Raw genomic sequence first — 19,473 nt, 5'->3', positions numbered from 1 at the left:
CAGGCGCTCCAGTTATAGGCGATGATGAGCGCTCAAGCTACCGAGCGGTCGCGTCCTGCCCGGATCTCTTCTGCGGTGCTCGCACCGGCGCTCACAAGACGCGGACCGCGCGGACCGTACACATCTGCCGGCTCAGGAAAGAGTCGCAACAGGCTCAGATACAAGGTCGCGGCAAGCGCCATCGTAACGGGCAGACTGATATCGATGCCGCCCGCCAGATTGCCGAAGCGGCCGACGAACTGTCCCGGCACGTTCACGAAGCACAGCCCCAGCACGGCGCTCGGAATCCATGCGCCGAGTCCGCGCCAGTTCCAGCCATGATGGAACCAGTACGCGCCGCCCTGCTGTCCGCGCGTGAACACCTGCAGATCGTCGGCCTTGTAGAAGCCGCGGCGCGTCAGATAGCCGAGCATCATGATGACCATCCACGGCGTCGTGCAGGTGATGATCAGAACCGCGAACGTCGACACGCTCTCGACCAGATTCGCCGCGAACCGGCCCACAAAAATGAACACGATCGATGCAACGCCGATCAAGAGCGTCGCCCGTGCGCGAGAGAGCCGCGTGAACACGCTCGACATGTCCAGCCCGGTGCCGTAGAGCGAGGTGGTACCCGTCGAGAAGCCGCCGATCAGCGCGATCAGGCACACGGGCAGAAAGAACCACGTCGGCGAAATGGCGAGCAGGCCGCCGACGTAGTTGTTGTCCTTGATGTATTGCGGCGCTTGCGTCGCCACCAGCGTCGCGGTGACGAGCCCGAAGAAGAACGGAATCAGCGTCGCAATCTGCGATGCGAACGCGGCCAGCATCACGTTACGCTTTGGCGTATTCGCGGGAATGTAGCGGCCCCAGTCGCCGAGAAACGCACCGAATGAAATGGGATTGCTCAGCGCCAGCACCGTCGCGCCGACGAAAGAAGGCACCAGCATTGCGCGCGTCGCGGCGTCGGCGGAAGCGCCGTACTGGCCCGCGTAGTTCGGGTCGAACGCGCCGCCGAATGCGAATACGCCCAGCAGAAACAGCGCGCTGGCGCTCCAGACCGCAATCTTGTTGACGTACAACATGAAGCGGAACCCGTAGATGCAGATCACGAGCACCAGCACTGAAAACAGGCCATAAGCGCATGCCAGCGTGACGTTGTTTTCCGGCAGGCCCAGCAGTCGATGAGCGCCACCCACGAGCGCGTCGCCCGAACTCCAGACCGACAGCGAAAAGAATGCAATCGCGGTCAGCAGCGACAGAAACGAGCCGACGATCCGCCCATGCACCCCAAAGTGCGCGCCCGACGATACCGCGTTGTTGGTGCCGTTCAGCGGCCCGAACACCGCCATCGGCGCGAGTATCAGCGCGCCCAGCACCACGCCCGTTACGATGCTCGCGGCGCCCTGCCAGAACGAGAGGCCGAACATGATCGGGAATGCGCCCAGTACCGAGGTCGCAAACGTATTCGCGCCGCCGAACGTGACCCGGAACATGTCGAGCGCCGTCGCCGTGCGCTGGTCGTCGGGAATCTGTTCAACGCCTATCTGTTCGATCGTCGTAATTGACGACTCTGACGAGGATGCCATGCTCGGGTCTCCGCTTTAGGTTCTGGCCTGCGAAGTGTAGAAGCAGCATCACACGGAAAAAAATTGCCAGATGCGAACTGTACATTGATTGATCTCGATGTATCGGTCGCATCGGGCGCGGTCGAAGCGAACATCGACAGGTTGATCTTTAAGCTGGTGCGCATTCGTAGATACTGGGCGCCAATCGCTTTATCAATTGATCGCTCTCACCTGAAACGGGCAATCCCGGGAGATTCCATGGCGTCGGTTCAAGAACTCGAAGTGCACGAAGCAGCGCAAAAACTCGTCGCGGCGTTCGCCAGTCACGATACGGAGCGGTATTTTCAGGCGTTTGCGCCCGATGCGACGTTTGTATTTCACAACGTGCCCGGGCGCCTGGAATCGAGAGCGGCCTATCGCTCGCTCTGGAACGACTGGGAAGCGGACGGCTTCAAAGTGCTTTCGTGCGAATCGTCGGATCAGCATGTTCAATGCATGGGCGACGTCGCCATCTTCATGCATAGCGTCAGTACCCGCGTGCGGTTCGGGACGCAGGAAACGCATTCGCAGGAAAGAGAAACCATCGTTTTCCAACACGATGGTTCCAGTGGATGGCTGGCCGTGCATGAACATCTGTCGGCACTGACATCGAGCCTAGAATGAGTGCGTCATCCCGATACGCGCCACGGCCTGATGTGAATTCGACGACGGGCTCGCCGCGCCGGGAATGAATGCCGTATCCAGCGCCGTTCCCGTATTGCCGCCGCTGAGCTTCTGGTAGACCAGTTGCGTATAGATGCCGGTGCGCCTGGACAACAGGTACTGCGCCATCAACCCGATCTGATTCCAGTGCAACGCGCTTTCTGTGCCCTCGCGTTTCAGATGCGCCATCGTGTACGTGTACATTGCGCCGACCGACACATCCGGTCGAACGTCGTACTTCACGTTAAATTCCACGTTGTCGAAACGCAGACCCGAGTTGTTCAGGCCGAGATCACCGATATAGACGGATGAGGTCGGCTGCTGCAGATTCACGTGCGTGTAGACCAGGCCGAGCGTCGCGGGCCCGGCGACGTAGCTCGCGCCAATGCCGTAGATCTTCTGGTTCGTCGCAACGAAGCTCACGTCGTCGGAAGCCACGGCGCCTGTCGATGTCGCACCCGGATTCGACAGGTCTTCATACACCGCGCCGATCGTGAACGTCGCATAGCTGTACTTCAGGCCCACACTGTACATGCGATTGCCCGCGAATGCGCCTGCCTGATTGCTGAATCCGTACAGCCCCGTGGCTGACAATCCACCGTAGTCGTTGCTCGTGAATTTGACCGAGTTGTTCGCGTGGAATGTGGCGTCGGTGTTGTCGTTATCGAGCGGATGGGAGAACAGGTAACCGCCCCAGTATCCGTTCGCCGTCATCAGGCCGATGACATCGGTAACGGAATCGAACTGCCGTCCAAACGTGAGCGTGCCGAGCGAATCCGATTGCAGGCCGACATACGACTGGTAACCAAACAGCCTGCCGCCGTAATAGGCGCTGCCGTTATCCAGCGTAAAGCCGCTCTCCAGATCGAAGATCGCGTGTAATCCGCCGCCCAGGTCTTCGCTGCCCTTCAATCCCCAGCGGCTCGTCACCAGATCCACACTCGACGTCTGCCACGCCTTGTGGCCGCCCGCATTGCTAGTCAGGTTGATGCCTTCGTCCAGCACGCCAAACAGCGTGACGCTGCTTTGCGAATGTGCGCCAGCGGACGCGAACAGCATTCCCACTGCCAGAGCCATCTTGGCATTCATGTCGCTTCTCTCCAGGGTTTGAATTAACGCAGGCGGATCAGGGTCGATTTGAGTTCGGTGTATTTCTCGAGCGCGTGCAGTGACTTGTCGCGGCCATTGCCCGATTGCCGGTAGCCGCCGAACGGGAAGTTCATGTCGCCGCCTTCGTCGTAGCAGTTGACCCACACGGTGCCGGCCCGCAATCTGCGCGATACGTCGTGCGCGGTGGTCAGGTCGGCTGTCCAGACAGCGGCGGCGAGTCCGTAGTCGCTCGCGTTCGCGATGCGCACGGCTTCGTCGATCGTGTCGAATGTGATGACGGACAGCACCGGCCCGAAGATTTCTTCACGTGCGATCAGCGCGTTGCCGTTGCCGGTGTCGAAAATGGTCGGTTCGATGTAGAAGCCGCCATCGACTGCATGCGCGCGCGATCCGCCCGTCAACAGCTTCGCCTCGCGCCTTCCTGCATCGACATAGCCGAGCACGCGATCGAGCTGTGTCTGATCGATGATCGCGCCCATCGCCGTGGCAGGATCCAGCGGATTGCCGGGCACGTAGCGGCGTGACGCATCGATCAGCTTGTCGAGAAAGGCTTCCTTGATATCCCGATGCACCAGCAGCCGCGAGCCTGCCGTGCACATCTCGCCCATGTTGTAGAAGATCGCGCTTGCTGCCGTCTTCGCGGCACGGTCCAGATCGGGACAACCGGGCAATACGATATTCGGCGACTTGCCGCCCAGTTCGAGCCACACGCGTTTAAGGTTCGATTCCCCGGCGTATTGCGTGATCAGCTTGCCCACCGGAGTGGAGCCTGTGAAGGCGATGCAGTCCACGTCGCGATGCAATGCGAGCGCCTTGCCTGCTTCGCCGCCGCCCGGCAACACGTTGAACACGCCCGGCGGAATGCCTGCTTCGAGCGCCAGCCGCGCGACACGGATCGCCGTCAACGGAGACTTCTCCGAGGGTTTGAGCACGACGCTGTTACCGGCCGCCAGCGCAGGCCCAAATTTCCATGCCGCCATCAGCAGCGGAAAATTCCATGGCACCACAGCGGCCACGACGCCGATGGGCTCGCGTGTGACGAGACCAACCAGATGCTGATCTGCTGGCGCGACTTCGCCGCCAAACTTGTCGATCGCTTCTGCAAACCATTCGATGCAATACGCCGCGCCGGGCACATCGACAGTGGTCGTATCGGCAATCGGCTTGCCTGCGTCGAGCGTTTCGAGCAATGCCAGTTCGTCCGCGTGTTCGCGAATCAATGCAGCCCAGCGCAACATGATCGCCTTGCGGGCGCGTGGATTCAGACCGGCCCATCCGTTCGAATCGAAGGCGCGGCGAGCGGCGCAAACTGCATCGTCGACGTCCGCTTCGCCGCATGCCGCGATTCGGGCGAGCAAAGAGCCGTCAATCGGGCTTATGCAGTCGAACATGTGACGGCTCCGCGCGTCCCGATACGTCCCGTCAATAAACGCACGCCCTTCGATCTCCAGCGTCGCGCGGCGCGACTGCCAGTACTTCAAGTCCTTGTCTTGCGTTTCCATGCAAAGCACCATCCCATGCTTGTTTCAGTTGTCAGTCGCAGCAGTACGCGCAGTTCCATTGCATTCACGCCTTCGCGAGCAGCGCGTCTGCATCGAGTGCCGCGTCTTTTGCGCGCCGCCTTTCGCGACACGCTGAGCCGAACGCGCGAAAGATCGCTGTCGATAGCGGGTTGTCCGCGTGCTGCCATTCCGGATGCCATTGCACGCCCAGTGCGAATGCGCGCGATGACGCGACACTGAACGCTTCGATCAGCCCATCCGGCGCCACGGCTTCGACCCGCAGCCCCTCGCCCAACCGCTCGACGCCCTGGCCGTGCAATGAATTCACGCGTGCTTCCGTCAAACCGCTGCACGCATGCAACACGCCGCCCTTCCCGATCCGCACTGAATGCGCAGGACCATATTGCGTTTCGATTGGATCGGCCTTGTTTTCGCGGTGATCGAGCAGACCGGGCACAGCGTGAACGGCCTGATACAGCGTTCCGCCGAACACGACGTTCATCTCCTGAAAGCCGCGGCAGATTGCAAGGACAGGCACGCCGCGTTCGATCGCCGCCTGCATCAGCGGTAGCGTGGTGTCATCGCGATGTGGATCGTGCAGCGTGCCCGGCGCGCTTGCCGCGCTGCCGTAGCGATGCGGCTCGACATTCGAATAGCTTCCCGTGAACAGCAAACCATCGACGCAGGCAAGCATCGCGTCGATCGACTGCCGGTCGCCGAGCGCAGGCAACACCACAGCAAGCGCGTTGCAACCGTCCACGATCGGATCGATATATTTCTCGCCGACCGCATGCGACCAGTGCAAACCGATCTTCGTTCGATCGGCAGTTAAACCGACAATAATATTGCTTTGCATGACTAATCTACCGGGTTGGTTTCAGCCGATTTCATTGTGGCAATCTGCCTACATATCCAGCGTGATAGTTGGCGTCAACGCACGCGACACGCACACCATCATCACATTGCCGCGTTGCCGCTCGCTCTCGGTCAGCAGCATGTCGCGATGATCGGGCGTGCCGTCCAGCACGCGCGTTTCGCACATCCCGCACACGCCCTGCTCGCACGACGACGGCACGTCGTGCCCTGCATCTCGCAGCGCCTGCATGACGGAGCAATCGTGCGGCACATCGACCGTAGCGCCGCTGCGCGCGAGAATCACGCGCAGCGTGTCGCTCGAACATGGCGCGGCAACAGGCGCAGCGCTGAAGCGTTCGATATGCAGACGCTCGCTCAACCCTGCCGACGCAAAGCGTTCAGTGAGGGCATCGAGCAACGCAGCGGGACCGCAGCTATAGACCTGCGCGCCTTCGGCAGCCTTTGCCACGACGTCGTCGAGATCGAGCAGGCCCGTTTTATCGGCGGGCCGGATCTCGACATGCTCGCGTCCGAGACGCTCCAGTTCCGGCACGAACGCCATCGAAGCACGCGAGCGTCCGCCATACAGCAGATGCCACCTGGCATTCGCGCGCTGCGCGGTGCGGATCATCGGCAGAATCGGCGTAATGCCGATGCCGCCCGCAACGAACAAAAAGGAATCCGCGGGCTGCAATTCGAACGCGTTGCGCGGACCGCGTACCGTCACCTGCTGCCCAAGACGCAGTCCGTGCACTTCGCGCGATCCACCACGTCCATTACTTTCGAGCAGTACCGCAATGCGCATGCGCTGCGTATCACCAGGCTCGCCGCACAGCGAATACTGGCGTGTCAGACCCGACGGCAACACGAGATCGATATGAGAACCGGCTGTCCATGCAGGCAACGCCGAACGGTCGGGCATCTGCAATTCCAGCGAAATCACACTTTCCGCTTCGATGCGCATGCCGGTGATCTGCACATCGAACGCCGTGTTGCGCGCGTTCATACCGTCTCCGCCTTGACTTGCAGCGTGATTGACGACACCGGCTGCTTCGCGCGCTCCATGAACTCACGGAAGGCGCGCCGATAGTTCAGCGTGAAAAGATCGGCGGGCACGGAGTGCTCGACATACGTGCCGTCCCAGTCGATCTCACGCGGCTGAATGCCGGCTGCAATCGGCATGTCCTCCAGATACACCATCTCTTCGATGCGCAGGCATTCCTCCAGATCCGCACCGCGATAGCTGCGCTCGTTCGCCACGCCCCAGAAAATGCGTACCTGGTCATACGCGACAGGCGACGGGAAACCCGCCACGATGCGCTTGCCGAGCTTCTCGTAGTTGTACGTGATGGATGCCAGGCCGGGCGCCGCGCAGTGATAGAACATCATGCAGTCGCCGTCGTTGGCCCAATCGCCTTCGCCTGCATCGAGCTTGCGCTCCATCCAGACATCGAGCCCTTCGCGCTTCACTTTCAACGGCTCGACCACATGCTTCGACGGTCCCATCGACACTTCATGGACGAACGGAAAATGCGCGACGTCACGGAAGTTTTCGATCGCGACAGCAACGCCCGTCGGCGATTCGAGCGGCGTCGCCGCCAGCCAGTCGAGTTCGAGTTCGCGCCACTGCGCGGGGTCGTAAAGATCTTCGACGGGTTCTTCGAGCACGGTCCACACATGCGCAAAGCGTTCGATCACGGGATACGTGTGAATCGCGGCTTGCGGCGGAATCCTGCATTGATCTTCGAGCGACGGCACATGCGTGCACTTGCCGTTGTCCGCCGAGAACTGCCAGCCGTGATACGGGCACGCGATGTTCTCTCCATGCACCTTGCCGAGCGCGAAGTCCGCGCCGCGATGCGGGCAGCGCGCATCCTGCACGATGGCCTTGCCCGACTCCGTGCGATACACGACGAGGCGCTGGCCGAGCAGCGTCGCGCTTTGCGGCGTCGTCAGATCGACGGAACGGGCGACGGGGAACCATTGACGGCGCATCGCCAGTTCGGCTTGAGAGCGCAGTGGAAATTGCGGGGACATAGACACCTCTAACGCTAAAAGTTGTATTCAGATGCCGACGACGAGCGCGCCGCCGTTCACGGGAATCGATTGCCCGGCGATAAATGCGGCTTCGTCGGATGCGAGAAACGCGACGGTGCTGGCGATCTCTTCGGGATGCGCGAGCCGGCCAAGCGGTATCGCCTGCTGCTCGCCTTCGATGTATTCGTCGGGCACCATGCGCGTGAGAATCGCGCCCGGCGTCACGGCATTGACGAGAATGCCTTCACCGACGAACTCCTTTGCCATCGTCTTCATCAAGCCGAGTTGCGCGGCCTTCGCGACCATGTAGCCATACGAGTGACCGTCGGGCACTTGTCCCCACTGCGAGTTGATGAAGATCACGCGCGGCGCGCGGCTCTTGCGCAGATACGGCAACGCGGCCCGCGTGAGAAAGAGCGGCGCATGCACATTGATAGACAGTAACTGGTTGAAGTTGTCGTCGTCGGTGTGCTCGAGGCCGGTCAGCGAGTACATCATTCCGGCGTTGTGCACGATGATGTCGATGCCGCCGAAGCGGTCAGCGGCTTCGTGGATCACACGCTCTGCGAGATCGCGGCGTGTGATGTCGGCCGTGAGCGCCAACGCGCGGCCACCCGCCTGTTCGATTTCAGCGGCTGTCGCACGCGCCACTTCTGCGTCGATATCGACGATCACCACAGAAGCGCCGCGCAGCGCGAGCAGCCGTGCATGCGCGCGGCCTGCGCCGCGTCCGCCGCCCGTGACGAGCGCGACACGTCCCGTGAGACGCCCGGCTTCGGGCGACAACGCGAGCACCGTTTCGGGAGCCTGACGCGCCGGTGCGCGTTGAGTTGCGCGCTGAGTTGCACGTTCAGTTGCCTGATTCATATCCATGATTCCTTCCGCGATAACTCAGGCAGCGACCTTGTGCGGCTCGGTCACATACAGCATGTTGCCGTCGGGATCGAACATCGGGCGATAGCGATAGTGCGTGCCATTCGGGTGCTGCCATTCGATCGGCTCGTCGGTGACCCATTGCACCTTGCCGTCGAGCGCGCGAATCGCGTCGTCCAGGTTCTCGACTTCGAAAGCGAATGAATCGAAACCAGGCTTGTCTTTCAGATTCACAGCCGTGCGTCGTTCGACGGGCGTCGCGTCTTCCGTGCGGAAGATATAGAGCGTCACGTTGCCCATTTCGATGGCGGCCCACTGCTCTTCCGGCTGATACGGCAGGAAGAAACCGAGGCCCAGCGTGCCGTGATAGAAATCGACCAGACGCTGTACATTGGGCGTCAGGATGTCCATGTTGTCGATGCGCTTGAGTTTGAGCATGGCGAACTCCTTGTTGTCTGTGTGAATGAAAGTCAGGCTGCGGCAAGCAGTTGCACGTGATTGCATGGGCCGCCGCGCAGCGCGCGAAGCGTGCCGCTGGCGACGTCGATAACGATGGTGGCGAGCGTTGCGTACTGGCCGTTCTCCGGCAGCGCGGGATCGGGGTGACAGCACAGCGCGCCCGTCGTGCCGAGATGGCTGTTCATCGCGCCGATCACCTGCAGCGCCGAGAGCTTTGCGTGACCGCCGAGCCTGCGTGTGAGCAGGTCGTGACGCACCAGTGTGTCGGGGTATTGGCGCGGTTCGGTATCGCCCGCCGCTGCCGGTGAAGAAAGAAAGTGATTGGTATGCACGAGCAGGCCGTTGGCATCGGGGAATACGAAGCCGGGACCGCCCGGATGCAGTTCCACCGATACCGCCGTGCTGCCGTTATCCGCCGCCGCGATTACCGTCAGCGACGACGACGCGGAAACTTCCGCCGATGCCAGCAGCTGCAACGCCTGATTGATATCGCCGCAGGTATCGAGCATCCAGCGCGACGCGACGTGCACGGGCACGCCGATGGTCGCGCCATCGCGCTCGTGATGCAGGATGTTGAAGTGCACGCCAATGCCGCGATCGTTCACACCCGCCTTGCCGACGATGCCGATCTCCGTCACGGTCGTCGTCACGTGACCATTGGCGTGCGGGATTTCCCACGTCAGCCATTGATCGGCGAATTCGGCGTACCAGTCCCACGTCTGCACAGCAACAGGATGCGCGCTATGCGCATCGACCTGCACGACCGTCGAGCATTCGCCGCGCAATGGTGCGTTCAGTGCCGCGAGGATTTCGGTGCGCGCATTGATCGCGCCCAGCAAACGCACGTCGATATCCGCGCCTTCTGCCATGCCCTCAATCTCAGCATGCAACGGCGGCGCGAAGCGCGCAATGCTGTCGAGCGCCTGCGCGCCCATCGCGTGCAGATCGACCGGGCGTTGCGCGACACGCTCGAACAACGCGCGATAACGCGCGACGCCCGCATGAATACGACGCGCGTGCGCCGCACCGAATTCGCGTCCGCGCGCGGCCGGTTCGGTCTGGGTCGAACGGAATACGAAGCTCATGCTGCCACCCGTTCGAGTTGCGGCGCGACGTGCTTCGCGACTTCGTCGAGACGCGCAAACCACACGTCGCCATCCGCGACGAGTCTTTCGACGAAGCGTTCGAGCTGATCGAAACGCGCGCCGCGTCCGATCACTTCGGGATGCATCGTGAAGGTCGTGTGGCGTCCGTCACGCCGCGCGGATTCGTATTCGGCCAGCCACGTATCGACCAGCGTGCGCGGCGCCGTGAAGTTGCCGCCGTTGTCGATCGTCCAGCCGAACATCGGATAGTCGTCGAGCGACCAGTGCACGGGCAGTTCGAGAATCGAGCGGCCATTCCAGCTCTCGTGATACGGACGGTCATCGCCCATGCAGCTGGAGTCGTATGCAAAGCCGTTATCGAGCACGAGGTCGAATGTTTCAGGCGTCAGTTCCCACGACGACGAACGATAGCCCGCGGGTTTCGGCGCACCGGCTTTCTGCAATGCTGCGAGACCAAGGCGCATTTCATCGGCTTGCGCTTGCGCGGACACCTTGTCGCTGCGCAGATGCATATGGCCGTGATGACCGATTTCGTGCCCGTCTTTCAGCAACGACTCGATCAGATGCGGATGCTGTTCGGCCGTATAACCCGGCACGAAAAACGTCGCGTGAATGCGATGACGGCGCAGCAGTTCGACGATGCGCGGCACGCCGCGCACCACGCCGAAGCGTCCTTCGGAAAGACTCGTCAGACGGCGCGCATAGGTTGCGCTCTCGCCGAGATAACCGGCTTCGGCATCGACGTCGAACGTCAGCGACACCGCCGTCGATTTCGTATTGGGCCACTTCAGCGTGGCTGCGTTTGGGGTCGTCATGGTGTTTGACTCGCTTGTTGCAGGTTGAATCGAAAAACGGCGAAAACAGTCCCCCGACAGTGCGCCGGCTGTCACCGGACGCACTGCTCAACGTTGCTCGGAAGGGGGAGAAAAGCGGCTCAGGTAATCACGGTCAGCTTCGCGGAAATCCACACGATGGCCACGGCGGCAGCGAGCGCGAGATACGGCAGGATGCCGGCACGCGGATGCGGCAGTTCGATGTCACGCCGCATCGACTCGGGAAAGCGCCCCTTGTCCTGAATGTAATGACGGAAGAAGAACACGGGGACGATCAGCACCATCGCCACCAGACCATTGCGCAACGTGTTCTCGCCCTGGAAGTTCGCGCCCGCGCCGACGAAGGCAAGGTCGACGAAACCGCACAGCGCGCCCAGTCCCAGCAGCCAGTTGCGGCAGCGATACGGACGCGGCCAGTCCGCGCGGTCGAGCCGGTGAATCCAGCCCGATTGCAGGTTCAGGAACACGAAGATCATGTAGCAGACGTTCGACAGCGCGAGCACCGTCATGTAGTCGGACATCAGCAGCAGGATCACGTTGAAGCCGAGATCGGTCCACATTGCGCGGGTCGGCGCGCCGTGCTCGTTGACGTGCGAGAGGTACTTCGGCAGCCAGCCATCCACGGACGCCTGATACAGCGTGCGCGATGAGCCCATCATCGAGGTCATCACCAGCAGCAGGATCGACAGCACCATCATCACGACGATCACGTTGAACACGATCGGCCCGCCGTTGACGAAGCTCGCCATCACCGCGCCGACGCCGGAACCGTCGACCACGCTCGGCGCGAGCATGCCCTTCAGGCCAAGTACGCCCTGGAATGCGATCGGCACGGCGATGAACATGAAGAGGCACAACAGGCCCGACGCGAAGATCGCCTTGAACGTGTCCTTCTGCGGATTGCGGAATTCACGCGTGTAGCAGACCGCCGTTTCGAACGCGAAGGTCGACCAGCACGCGAGGAACATCGCGCCCATCGCCGTGCTGACGCCTGCTGCGTTCCAGTGCCCCATCACGGCGGCGCCGGACGCGTCGTGCGTGAGCGGCAGCATCGGCAGGAAATGCGTGGACGGCATGTCGCCCGTGATCAGCGGCACCAGCGAGACCACCAGCAACGGCGCCAGCGACGCAATACCCAGAATGCGCTGCGTCTTCGCCGCCGCCGATGCACCCGCGTGCTGCAGCTTGAACGCGATCAGCAGGAAGGCGAGCGCGAGCAGGAACGTCGCGTTGATGCGCAGCGTCAGGCCCTTCGTGATGAAGCCGAGATCGACGAGCGTGATGTGCCAGGTATTGATCGCGGCATTCGCGGGGAACAGACAGCTCAGCATGTAGCCCGCGGCGAGACTGGTGCCGAGTGCGAGCATCGGCGACCACGCAATCCAGTTGCACCACACGGACACCGGCGCGACGAACTTGCTGTAACGCACCCAGCCGAGCGCGCCATACACCGACGCGCCGCCCGACTTGTGCGGATACAGGCCGGAAATCTCGGCATAGGTAAAGCATTGCGCAAAGCCGATCAGGATGGCCAGCACCCAGATCAGCCACGCGGGCTGGCCGATGGTCGCCGCCACGCCGCCGATCGTGAACAGCACGCCGACAGGAACGCCGCTCGTCACCCAGAACGCGTCCTTCCACGTCAGATTGCGATGCAGTTCGTGTCGCGTGGACACCTGATCCTCCGCCGCTGCGCCGCGCACGTTGTCCTGCGCCGACAGGATGTCTTCTTGCACGCTCATCATCGCTCTCCCTGTTGCGACGTGGGAGCCGCGTGAGGGGAAGCGTTGGCGCCGCCCGTCGATAGTCGTGGAAAGTCTGCCGCTCCGTCCTGCCGCCGGCGCGCCGATACAGCGGCCACATTCAGTGTGGCGCCTGAAAAAGCTGTTCGCATGGGTGTCACTCTCATCTCGGGGGTTGAACGACGGCGAGCTCGCGATGAGTGAATCCTAAGCCCTCAAATTGCGCATGTGTATACTTTTTAACCCTAATAGCTGCGCATTGCGCATTCATACGATCTGTAATCTTATTTTTGCGCAAACACGGGGCGCTACGCACCGTAGTCGGGCGTGCCGGCCCGGCGTGTGCAAGCGATGCGCGGAGCATGGACGCGCCAATGCCCGCGCGGGTTCGGCGGGCTAAAACGAGGAAACGGGGAGATTTCTGGCGTGGCGCGTTCGAGGTGAATTGCGCCAGATTGGAGCGTAGATGCTACGCGTTGCGCAAAATATTACCGTGTGTTTTGCGCAACGTAGAGGGAATCTGGATTGGCGTAACGGAGCAAAAAAGCGCCGCCCGGGATCACTCCTCCGGTTCGACGGGCGGAATCGTAAAGCGGATCTTGTGGACCTTGACCTCGTGCATCGTGCGCACCGCGCGCACGCCTGGCAGCGCGCGAATGCGCTGTTGCAGCGCGAACAGATCTTCGTCGTCGCGGCATAGCACCTGCACGCACAGATCGGCATCGCCGAGGACGGTCGACAGATAACTGACCTCGGACCAGCGCCCGAGATTGTCGACGGCACGGTCGTGATCGTTCGGATCGACCTCGACGAACAGCAGCGCCAGCTTGGCGTGGCCGAGCTTCGACGGATTCGTGAAGGCGAGAATCTGCAGGATGCCCAGCTCCTGCAGGCGCTTGACGCGCGTGCGGACGGTGGCTTCCGGCACGTCGACATTGCGGGCGATTTCGCGGAATGCGCGCCGCCCGTCTTCCTGCAATTCACGAACGATCTGAAAGTCGAGAGGATCGAGTATCGAAGTCGGCATGGTGTGATGTTGTCGATCTGAATGGAGCGCGGGCGGCTACGGACACGCCGCGCGACTTGCTTCAAACGCAGAAGGCTAACAGAAACATCGCGCAACGCAGCGGCCTGTCGTCGCGCGCTGTCAAGGCTTCGCTCATCCTCAGACGGCAGCCTCCGTGAATTTTGCGCAGAAATTCGTCCGTATTTTAGCGCATTGCAATTTCAGGAAGGCCATAGTAGATTGAATGCGCAACCCAACAAACGGAGCACGCGCGATAACCGCGTCCGTTAGTCGGTCAGCAATGCGCAACAGCATCATTGCGATGTTGCGCATTGCGTGCAGTACCTTGTCGGCTGGCGCCTCGCGCAGCCCCTCAACTCCGAGTCCTTCATGAACACGGCAAGCCTTCCGATTCGCGACATCCATTGCCCGCTCACGGCGGGACGGCACACGCGCATCGAAGCGGCCACGCTCAATCCGCTGTCGAACGTGATCCTCGCGTTCTGGGCGATCTTTCATTGCCGCCACGCGCGCCCTCCGTTGCGTCGCCCTTCGTAAACACCTGCCGCACAAGCGGCTTTGCGTCACTCATTGATACCGGCCGTCCGCATCAAGCGGAGGACCACGCACGCGCTCACGCGCAAAGAGCACCGTCATGCCTACGACATTCGCCCACGAGCAGGAAGCCCTCACGTTTCTCGAACAGCATCCCGACATCGATCTGTTCGAACTTTTTATCGTCGACGCCGCGGGCGTGCCGCGCGGCAAGCTGCTGCATCGCGAGGAACTGCTTGCCGTGTATCGCAGCGGCCGGCCGCTGCCTAGCGCGATCATGAATCTGACGATCAATGGCGACGATACGGAAGACAGCGGTCTGGTCTGGGATGTCGGCGATATCGATTGCCGTGCGTATCCGTTGCCGGGCAGTCTCGTGCGCCTGCCATGGCGCAAGCTGCCTACAGCAGCCGTTCAGGTGCAGATGCATCCCGAGGAAGGCTTGCCCGCAGGCGTCGCTGATCCGCGCCAGTTGCTCGCGCGGATCGTCGATCGCCTCGAAGCCGATGGTCTGTATCCCGTGATGGCGTGCGAACTCGAGTTCTATCTGCTCGATGCGCGGCCCGATGCGCAAGGCCGTCCGCAACCCGCGCTCGACACGGATGGAAGGCGTCCGCGCGCAACGCAGGTCTATGGCTTGCGCGAACTCGAACAGATCGAGCCGTTCCTGAAGGATCTCTACGATGCCTGCCGCGAACAAAACATCCCCGTGCGCACCGCGATTTCGGAGTACGCGCCGGGCCAGGTCGAAATCACGCTGGAACATGGCCCCGCTCTCGAAGCAATGGATCACGCCGTGCGCTACAAGCGCATCGTCAAGGGCGTGGCGAACGCGCACGGCATGAGCGCGTGCTTCATGGCGAAGCCGTTTGCAGAGATCGCGGGTTCGGGCATGCACATGCACGTGAGCCTCGCCAACAAGGCGGGCGACAACCTGTTCGCCTCCGAAGACAAGGCAGGCACGCCGATGCTGCGGCATGCGGTTGGCGGCATGCTGCACGGCCTGCTCGATTCGATGCTGCTGTTCTGTCCGAACGCAAACTCGTATCGCCGCTTTCAGGCCAACAGCTATGCACCGTTCACGCCGACGTGGGGCGTCGATAACCGCACGGTGAGCCTGCGCGTGCCGGGCGGTCCTGCGCCGAGCCGGCACGTCGAGCATCGCGTGTGCGGTGCCGATGCGAATCCTTATCTGGCTGCCGCCGCCATTCTCGCGGCTTCGCACTACGGCGTGCGCGAGAAGCTGGATCCGGGCGCGCCTGTCGAAGGCAATGGTTACGCACAGGCCGATACGCTGCTGCCGACCGACTGGCTGAGCGCGCTCAACGCACTCGAACAGTCGTCATGGGCGAAAGATATGTTCGGCCCGGCGTTCCTGAAGGTGTTTCTCGCGATCAAGCGCGCCGAGTACCGGCAATTCATGGGTGAAGTCGGTGAGCAGGACTGGCGCTGGTATCTGAACCAGGCCTGATTCCCACCTTCACTGAACAGGAACATCATGAACGCCGCACTTCCACTTCACGCGGCTGCCGCGGAACGCAGCCCCTCTTACTACACCGCGACGATCGCGCACGAAACGGATTACCCCACGCTGGAAGGCGAACATCATGTCGATGTCGCGATTATCGGCGGCGGATTTACGGGCATTGCGAGTGCGGTCGAACTCGCGGAGCGCGGGCTGAAGGTCGCGATCGTCGAGACGAACAAGATCGGCTGGGGCGCGAGCGGCCGCAACGGCGGCCAGATCACGGGCAGCCTGTCGGGCGACACTGCGATGCGCAAGCAGATGCGCGCGACGCTCGGCGACGATGTCGACGACTTCATCTGGCGGTTGCGCTGGCGCGGACACGAAATCATCGAATCGCGCGTTCAACGCTATGGCATTGCCTGCGACCTGAAACATGGTCATCTGCATGCGGCGATGAAGCCGTCGCATCTGCGCGAACTCGAAGCGAGCTATGAAGAAGCGCAACGGCGCGGCATGGGTGACTCGGTGGAACTGCTCGATCGCGATGGCGTGAGAGCGCACCTCGAAACCGATCTCTACTCCGGCGCGCTGAAAAATACGCGCAATATGCACGTGCATCCGCTGAACCTGTGTATCGGCGAAGCGCGCGCCGCCGAAAGCCTCGGCGCGCTGATTTTCGAGCATTCGCAGGTGCTCGATATCGTGCATGGTGCGAAGCCTGCCGTTGTCACGTCGCGCGGGCGGATCAACGCGCGTCAGATCCTGCTTGCCGGCGACGTGTATCACAAGCTCGAACGCAAACAGCTCGACGGCAAGATCTTTCCGGCGATGGGCGGCATCGTCGCGACCGAGCCGCTCGGCGAGCGGGCGAAGCAGATCAATCCGCACGATCTCGCTGTGTACGATTGCCGTTTCGTGCTCGACTACTACCGGATGACCGCCGACGGCCGCCTGCTGTTCGGCGGCGGAGCGAACTATTCCGGGCAGATGTCGCGCGATGTTGGGCAGGAACTGCTGCCGTATATCGAGCGCACGTTTCCACGTCTGAACGGCGTGCGCATCGATTATCAGTGGACGTGCGCGATGGGCATCGTCGTCAACCGCATTCCTCAGCTTGGCAAGCTCTCGGATAACGTCTGGTATTGCCAGGGTTACTCGGGTCACGGTGTCGCGACGAGTCACATCATGGGGGAAATCATGGCGGAAGCGATCACCGGAACGCTGGCGCATTTCGACACGTTTGCGGCCTGCCGGCACATTCGCGTGCCCATGGGTGATGTGATCGGCAATCCGCTGCTGGCTGCGGGCATGTGGTACTACCAGATGCTCGAGCGACTTCGTTAGTTTTCAGAGGTGTCGCCGGTCGATTGACGCAGGCGGATGTGGTGCTGTTGAGCGGAATACGAGGCCCGGATGGGCCTCGTTCGCACAGTCCGAATTGCTGATACGTGTATCAAGCGCCCCCACCAGGCGACGCACGATGGCGCGCGAGGAAGCGGTCCAGTTGCGCAGCAAACGCCTTGCTATCGTTGGCGGAATAGGGTGCCGGGCCGCCCGTCTCGACGCCTGAACTCCGAAGCTGATCCATCACGTCGCGCATGGTCAGGCGCTCCTGGATATTTTCACGGCTAAACCAGCTTCCGCGTGGGTCGAGCACATGCGCGCCCTTGTCGAGCGCTGCGGCGGCAAGCGGGATATCCGCCGTAATCACGAGGTCACCGCTCACGACCAGTTCGACGATGCGCTCATCGGCCGCGTCGAAGCCCGCCGGCACCTGGATCGCCTTGATAAAACGTGACGGTGGCGTGCGCAGATACTGATTCGCAACCAGCGTGACACACACTTCGACACGACGTGCTGCACGAAACAGCATCTCCTTGACGACGACTGGGCATGCGTCTGCGTCAACCAGCACTTGCATTGAGGTATGTCCAATAAAGGGCGAAAACCGCATGTTACTGCCGACGGGCGTTTGAGGCGAGCCGTTCTGCCGCGCGTATCGAATGTGCATCGCCTATCAGCTTCGCCTATAGCAGAAGGATTCGATCGATAAAAGAACTATCAGTCTGGCTCCAATGTGAACGCTACGCGGCCGGGCGCACGACCGGCCACTTTTCGGTATCGCGACGACGCCAAAACCTAGCGTGCACTTCGCTTTCGCGCACTGCCCTCTTCTTTTCGCGTTTCCCAGCTATCGTCGTCAAGCAGACGTGCAAACAGCCGGTTGACCATCGACTGGGGCAGCGGCACAAGCCCGAGTAACGAATTGAACGCTATACCGCTCGCCGCGAAATAACGCAGCAACGACAGTTCGAGATCGCCCGATTCCTGCTGCAGCGTTTTCAACGTCCCTGCGTCCGCGGCCTTGAAGTCCTCGAGCAGTTCCGGACTCTCGACCAGCGCCGCCAGCACGGCGCGGGACACGGAATGATGCTGCTTGATCGACTCGCGATACACCGCTATGTGAGCCGAGAGATTTGGTTCGGCCTTTGTCCCGCCTTCCTTCGCCAGATAATTCAGCCGGATCTGTTCGAACTGGTGCCGCTGATGATCGAGCAGTGCGGTGAGCACACCGTTCTTGGTGCGAAACTGATGCAACAGCCCACCTTTGCTCACACCACTTTCCCGCGACAGCGAATCGAATGTGAGACCACCTACGCCTTCGCGCTCAAGGATGGCCAACGCGGCCACAATAGCCTTCTTGCGCGTGTTTTCGGAACGTGTCGGATTGTCCATTTACCTGTAAAGATCAAGTCGCGCCAACCGGCGGAACCGCCTGTCGCAACGCATGGTGAGGGGCGGCCACCCGTCGCGTTCGGCAACATCCAAACTTGAAACCGATGACCCGCCTGTCCTGTTCTGGACTGAATTGTACGCCAGAGCCTTCCTCACAAACAAACCGGGCAGACGGTTTACTTCCAAAAATGATGGTGCTACATTTCGGCCATGCGCCGGGCTTCCCGACGCGACTTCCCGCCAACGTCCGACATCGCTCCCACGGAACACGACATGTTCAAGCCCAGATCGACTTCACTTTTCCTGAGCGGCGCAGCGGCGCTCATCCTGACGGCCTGCGCAGGTGTGCAGCCCGTCGCTTACTCGGGTATTCCGTCCGCGCCGCAACTCAAGCAGAACAGGGATGACGATTCCGCCAAGGTGCCTTATCGGTACGCCGCGCCCGTTGTCTGGTCGCGCTACTCGCAGGTCATTGTCGACCCCGTCGTCGTATATCGGGGTGGCGACAACCAGTTCGGCGATATGAGCGACAGCGACAAGTCGATGCTGGCGGACTATATGGGCAAAACGTTCGCATCGAAGCTATCGAAACGTTTCGACGTCGCTGCACAGCCTTCGCCCGCAACGTTGCGAATCAAGCTCACGCTGACGGGCGCCGAAGCGACCACGGCGGTGATCGGACAGTTCATGCATTTCGATATCGCCGGCAATCTGTACAACGGTGTACAGGCCATCCGCGGAGGAAAAGGTGCTTTTAGCGGATCCGTGTCCTATGCAGTCGAGGTGTTCGACAGTTCGAATGGGCGACTTCTAAAGGCGTATATCTCCAGGCAATATCCGAACGCAATGAATCTGCCGGCTGCCTTCGGATCGCTCAGCGCTGCAAAGACAGGGCTGGATAAAGGTGCGGATGCCCTTGTCGCTCAACTGCAATAGGCACCG

At 61.6% G+C, this 19,473-nt stretch carries 19 protein-coding genes; 5 read left to right on the top strand and 14 right to left on the bottom strand.

Going from position 1 to position 19,473, the window contains the following annotated elements:
• Positions 1-32: 32 nt before the first annotated feature.
• Positions 33-1,568 carry a cytosine permease gene (locus G3O01_RS13240; RefSeq protein WP_205805256.1) on the bottom strand — a complete coding sequence of 512 codons (1,536 nt, stop codon included), beginning with the start codon at positions 1,566-1,568 and terminating at the stop codon, positions 33-35.
• 84 nt (positions 1,569-1,652) lie between these two features.
• On the opposite strand from G3O01_RS13240, the gene G3O01_RS13235 reads away from it, so the two are divergent.
• On the top strand, positions 1,653-2,210 hold the full coding sequence (locus tag G3O01_RS13235) for a nuclear transport factor 2 family protein (protein WP_241023922.1): 558 nt from the start codon (positions 1,653-1,655) through the stop codon (positions 2,208-2,210).
• Here G3O01_RS13235 and G3O01_RS13230 read toward each other — a convergent pair.
• From G3O01_RS13230 to G3O01_RS13180, 11 genes are all read right to left on the bottom strand, one after another.
• Positions 2,202-3,338: a porin gene (locus G3O01_RS13230; protein ID WP_205805255.1), complete on the bottom strand. Its 1,137-nt coding sequence runs from the start codon at positions 3,336-3,338 to the stop codon at positions 2,202-2,204. The two genes, G3O01_RS13235 and G3O01_RS13230, sit on opposite strands and share 9 nt — an antisense overlap.
• Positions 3,339-3,361: 23 nt before the next feature.
• Positions 3,362-4,861: an aldehyde dehydrogenase gene (locus tag G3O01_RS13225; protein ID WP_205805254.1), complete on the bottom strand. Its 1,500-nt coding sequence runs from the start codon at positions 4,859-4,861 to the stop codon at positions 3,362-3,364.
• A gap of 64 nt (positions 4,862-4,925) precedes the next feature.
• Positions 4,926-5,717 carry a gamma-glutamyl-gamma-aminobutyrate hydrolase family protein gene (locus G3O01_RS13220; RefSeq protein ID WP_205805253.1) on the bottom strand — a complete coding sequence of 264 codons (792 nt, stop codon included), beginning with the start codon at positions 5,715-5,717 and terminating at the stop codon, positions 4,926-4,928.
• Between the two features lie 48 nt (positions 5,718-5,765).
• Positions 5,766-6,722 carry a PDR/VanB family oxidoreductase gene (locus tag G3O01_RS13215; RefSeq protein WP_241023921.1) on the bottom strand — a complete coding sequence of 319 codons (957 nt, stop codon included), beginning with the start codon at positions 6,720-6,722 and terminating at the stop codon, positions 5,766-5,768.
• A complete protein-coding gene (locus tag G3O01_RS13210; RefSeq protein ID WP_241023919.1) occupies positions 6,719-7,753 on the bottom strand; it encodes a Rieske 2Fe-2S domain-containing protein in 1,035 nt (344 codons plus the stop codon). Before G3O01_RS13210 ends, G3O01_RS13215 begins: the two co-directional genes overlap by 4 nt.
• A 27-nt stretch (positions 7,754-7,780) precedes the next feature.
• On the bottom strand, positions 7,781-8,620 hold the full coding sequence (locus G3O01_RS13205) for an SDR family NAD(P)-dependent oxidoreductase (protein WP_205805252.1): 840 nt from the start codon (positions 8,618-8,620) through the stop codon (positions 7,781-7,783).
• A gap of 24 nt (positions 8,621-8,644) precedes the next feature.
• Positions 8,645-9,064, bottom strand: a complete 420-nt coding sequence (locus tag G3O01_RS13200) for a VOC family protein (RefSeq protein WP_205805251.1) — start codon at positions 9,062-9,064, stop codon at positions 8,645-8,647.
• 32 nt (positions 9,065-9,096) lie between these two features.
• A complete protein-coding gene (locus tag G3O01_RS13195; protein ID WP_205805250.1) occupies positions 9,097-10,170 on the bottom strand; it encodes a C45 family peptidase in 1,074 nt (357 codons plus the stop codon).
• Entirely contained in the window at positions 10,167-11,006 is an 840-nt protein-coding gene (locus G3O01_RS13190) for a polysaccharide deacetylase (RefSeq protein WP_205805248.1), read from the bottom strand. The genes G3O01_RS13195 and G3O01_RS13190 overlap by 4 nt, the downstream gene beginning before the upstream one ends.
• A gap of 119 nt (positions 11,007-11,125) precedes the next feature.
• The gene (locus tag G3O01_RS13185; RefSeq protein WP_205805716.1) at positions 11,126-12,766 is read right to left on the bottom strand and encodes an APC family permease; all 1,641 of its coding nucleotides are present in this window, start codon (positions 12,764-12,766) and stop codon (positions 11,126-11,128) included.
• Between the two features lie 559 nt (positions 12,767-13,325).
• On the bottom strand, positions 13,326-13,793 hold the full coding sequence (locus tag G3O01_RS13180) for an Lrp/AsnC family transcriptional regulator (RefSeq protein ID WP_205805246.1): 468 nt from the start codon (positions 13,791-13,793) through the stop codon (positions 13,326-13,328).
• Positions 13,794-14,162: 369 nt separating this feature from the next.
• Here G3O01_RS13180 and G3O01_RS13175 point away from each other — a divergent pair, with 369 nt between their 5' ends.
• The 3 genes from G3O01_RS13175 to G3O01_RS13165 all read left to right on the top strand — a co-directional run bounded on the left by G3O01_RS13175 (position 14,163) and on the right by G3O01_RS13165 (position 17,139).
• Positions 14,163-14,330: a hypothetical protein gene (locus G3O01_RS13175; protein ID WP_205805244.1), complete on the top strand. Its 168-nt coding sequence runs from the start codon at positions 14,163-14,165 to the stop codon at positions 14,328-14,330.
• 97 nt (positions 14,331-14,427) lie between these two features.
• A complete protein-coding gene (locus G3O01_RS13170) occupies positions 14,428-15,798 on the top strand; it encodes a glutamine synthetase family protein (protein WP_205805242.1) in 1,371 nt (456 codons plus the stop codon).
• 27 nt (positions 15,799-15,825) lie between these two features.
• Positions 15,826-17,139, top strand: coding sequence for an FAD-binding oxidoreductase (locus tag G3O01_RS13165; protein WP_205805241.1), 1,314 nt, complete (start codon positions 15,826-15,828; stop codon positions 17,137-17,139).
• 109 nt (positions 17,140-17,248) lie between these two features.
• On the opposite strand, the gene G3O01_RS13160 is transcribed toward G3O01_RS13165, so the two are convergent.
• Positions 17,249-17,716 carry a YaiI/YqxD family protein gene (locus G3O01_RS13160; RefSeq protein ID WP_205805240.1) on the bottom strand — a complete coding sequence of 156 codons (468 nt, stop codon included), beginning with the start codon at positions 17,714-17,716 and terminating at the stop codon, positions 17,249-17,251.
• A gap of 218 nt (positions 17,717-17,934) precedes the next feature.
• Complete coding sequence (locus tag G3O01_RS13155; protein ID WP_205805239.1) at positions 17,935-18,531, bottom strand: TetR/AcrR family transcriptional regulator; 597 nt, start codon at positions 18,529-18,531, stop codon at positions 17,935-17,937.
• Positions 18,532-18,804: 273 nt separating this feature from the next.
• Between G3O01_RS13155 and G3O01_RS13150 the strand changes: the two genes are divergently transcribed.
• On the top strand, positions 18,805-19,467 hold the full coding sequence (locus tag G3O01_RS13150; protein ID WP_205805238.1) for a DUF3313 domain-containing protein: 663 nt from the start codon (positions 18,805-18,807) through the stop codon (positions 19,465-19,467).
• Positions 19,468-19,473 lie beyond the last annotated feature (6 nt).

The sequence above is a fragment of the Burkholderia sp. Ac-20365 genome (assembly GCF_017104715.1).
Taxonomy (GTDB): domain Bacteria; phylum Pseudomonadota; class Gammaproteobacteria; order Burkholderiales; family Burkholderiaceae; genus Paraburkholderia.
This window is presented reverse-complemented; position numbering and strand designations above follow the sequence as displayed.

Coding starts and splice junctions, on each gene's coding strand:
- G3O01_RS13240 (WP_205805256.1), bottom strand. CDS start 1,568: ATGGCATCCTCGTCAGAGTCGTCAATTACGACGATCGAACAGATAGGC.
- G3O01_RS13230 (WP_205805255.1), bottom strand. CDS start 3,338: ATGAATGCCAAGATGGCTCTGGCAGTGGGAATGCTGTTCGCGTCCGCT.
- G3O01_RS13225 (WP_205805254.1), bottom strand. CDS start 4,861: ATGGAAACGCAAGACAAGGACTTGAAGTACTGGCAGTCGCGCCGCGCG.
- G3O01_RS13220 (WP_205805253.1), bottom strand. CDS start 5,717: ATGCAAAGCAATATTATTGTCGGTTTAACTGCCGATCGAACGAAGATC.
- G3O01_RS13215 (WP_241023921.1), bottom strand. CDS start 6,722: ATGAACGCGCGCAACACGGCGTTCGATGTGCAGATCACCGGCATGCGC.
- G3O01_RS13210 (WP_241023919.1), bottom strand. CDS start 7,753: ATGTCCCCGCAATTTCCACTGCGCTCTCAAGCCGAACTGGCGATGCGC.
- G3O01_RS13205 (WP_205805252.1), bottom strand. CDS start 8,620: ATGAATCAGGCAACTGAACGTGCAACTCAGCGCGCAACTCAACGCGCA.
- G3O01_RS13200 (WP_205805251.1), bottom strand. CDS start 9,064: ATGCTCAAACTCAAGCGCATCGACAACATGGACATCCTGACGCCCAAT.
- G3O01_RS13195 (WP_205805250.1), bottom strand. CDS start 10,170: ATGAGCTTCGTATTCCGTTCGACCCAGACCGAACCGGCCGCGCGCGGA.
- G3O01_RS13190 (WP_205805248.1), bottom strand. CDS start 11,006: ATGACGACCCCAAACGCAGCCACGCTGAAGTGGCCCAATACGAAATCG.
- G3O01_RS13185 (WP_205805716.1), bottom strand. CDS start 12,766: ATGAGCGTGCAAGAAGACATCCTGTCGGCGCAGGACAACGTGCGCGGC.
- G3O01_RS13180 (WP_205805246.1), bottom strand. CDS start 13,793: ATGCCGACTTCGATACTCGATCCTCTCGACTTTCAGATCGTTCGTGAA.
- G3O01_RS13175 (WP_205805244.1), top strand. CDS start 14,163: ATGAACACGGCAAGCCTTCCGATTCGCGACATCCATTGCCCGCTCACG.
- G3O01_RS13170 (WP_205805242.1), top strand. CDS start 14,428: ATGCCTACGACATTCGCCCACGAGCAGGAAGCCCTCACGTTTCTCGAA.
- G3O01_RS13165 (WP_205805241.1), top strand. CDS start 15,826: ATGAACGCCGCACTTCCACTTCACGCGGCTGCCGCGGAACGCAGCCCC.
- G3O01_RS13160 (WP_205805240.1), bottom strand. CDS start 17,716: ATGCAAGTGCTGGTTGACGCAGACGCATGCCCAGTCGTCGTCAAGGAG.
- G3O01_RS13155 (WP_205805239.1), bottom strand. CDS start 18,531: ATGGACAATCCGACACGTTCCGAAAACACGCGCAAGAAGGCTATTGTG.
- G3O01_RS13150 (WP_205805238.1), top strand. CDS start 18,805: ATGTTCAAGCCCAGATCGACTTCACTTTTCCTGAGCGGCGCAGCGGCG.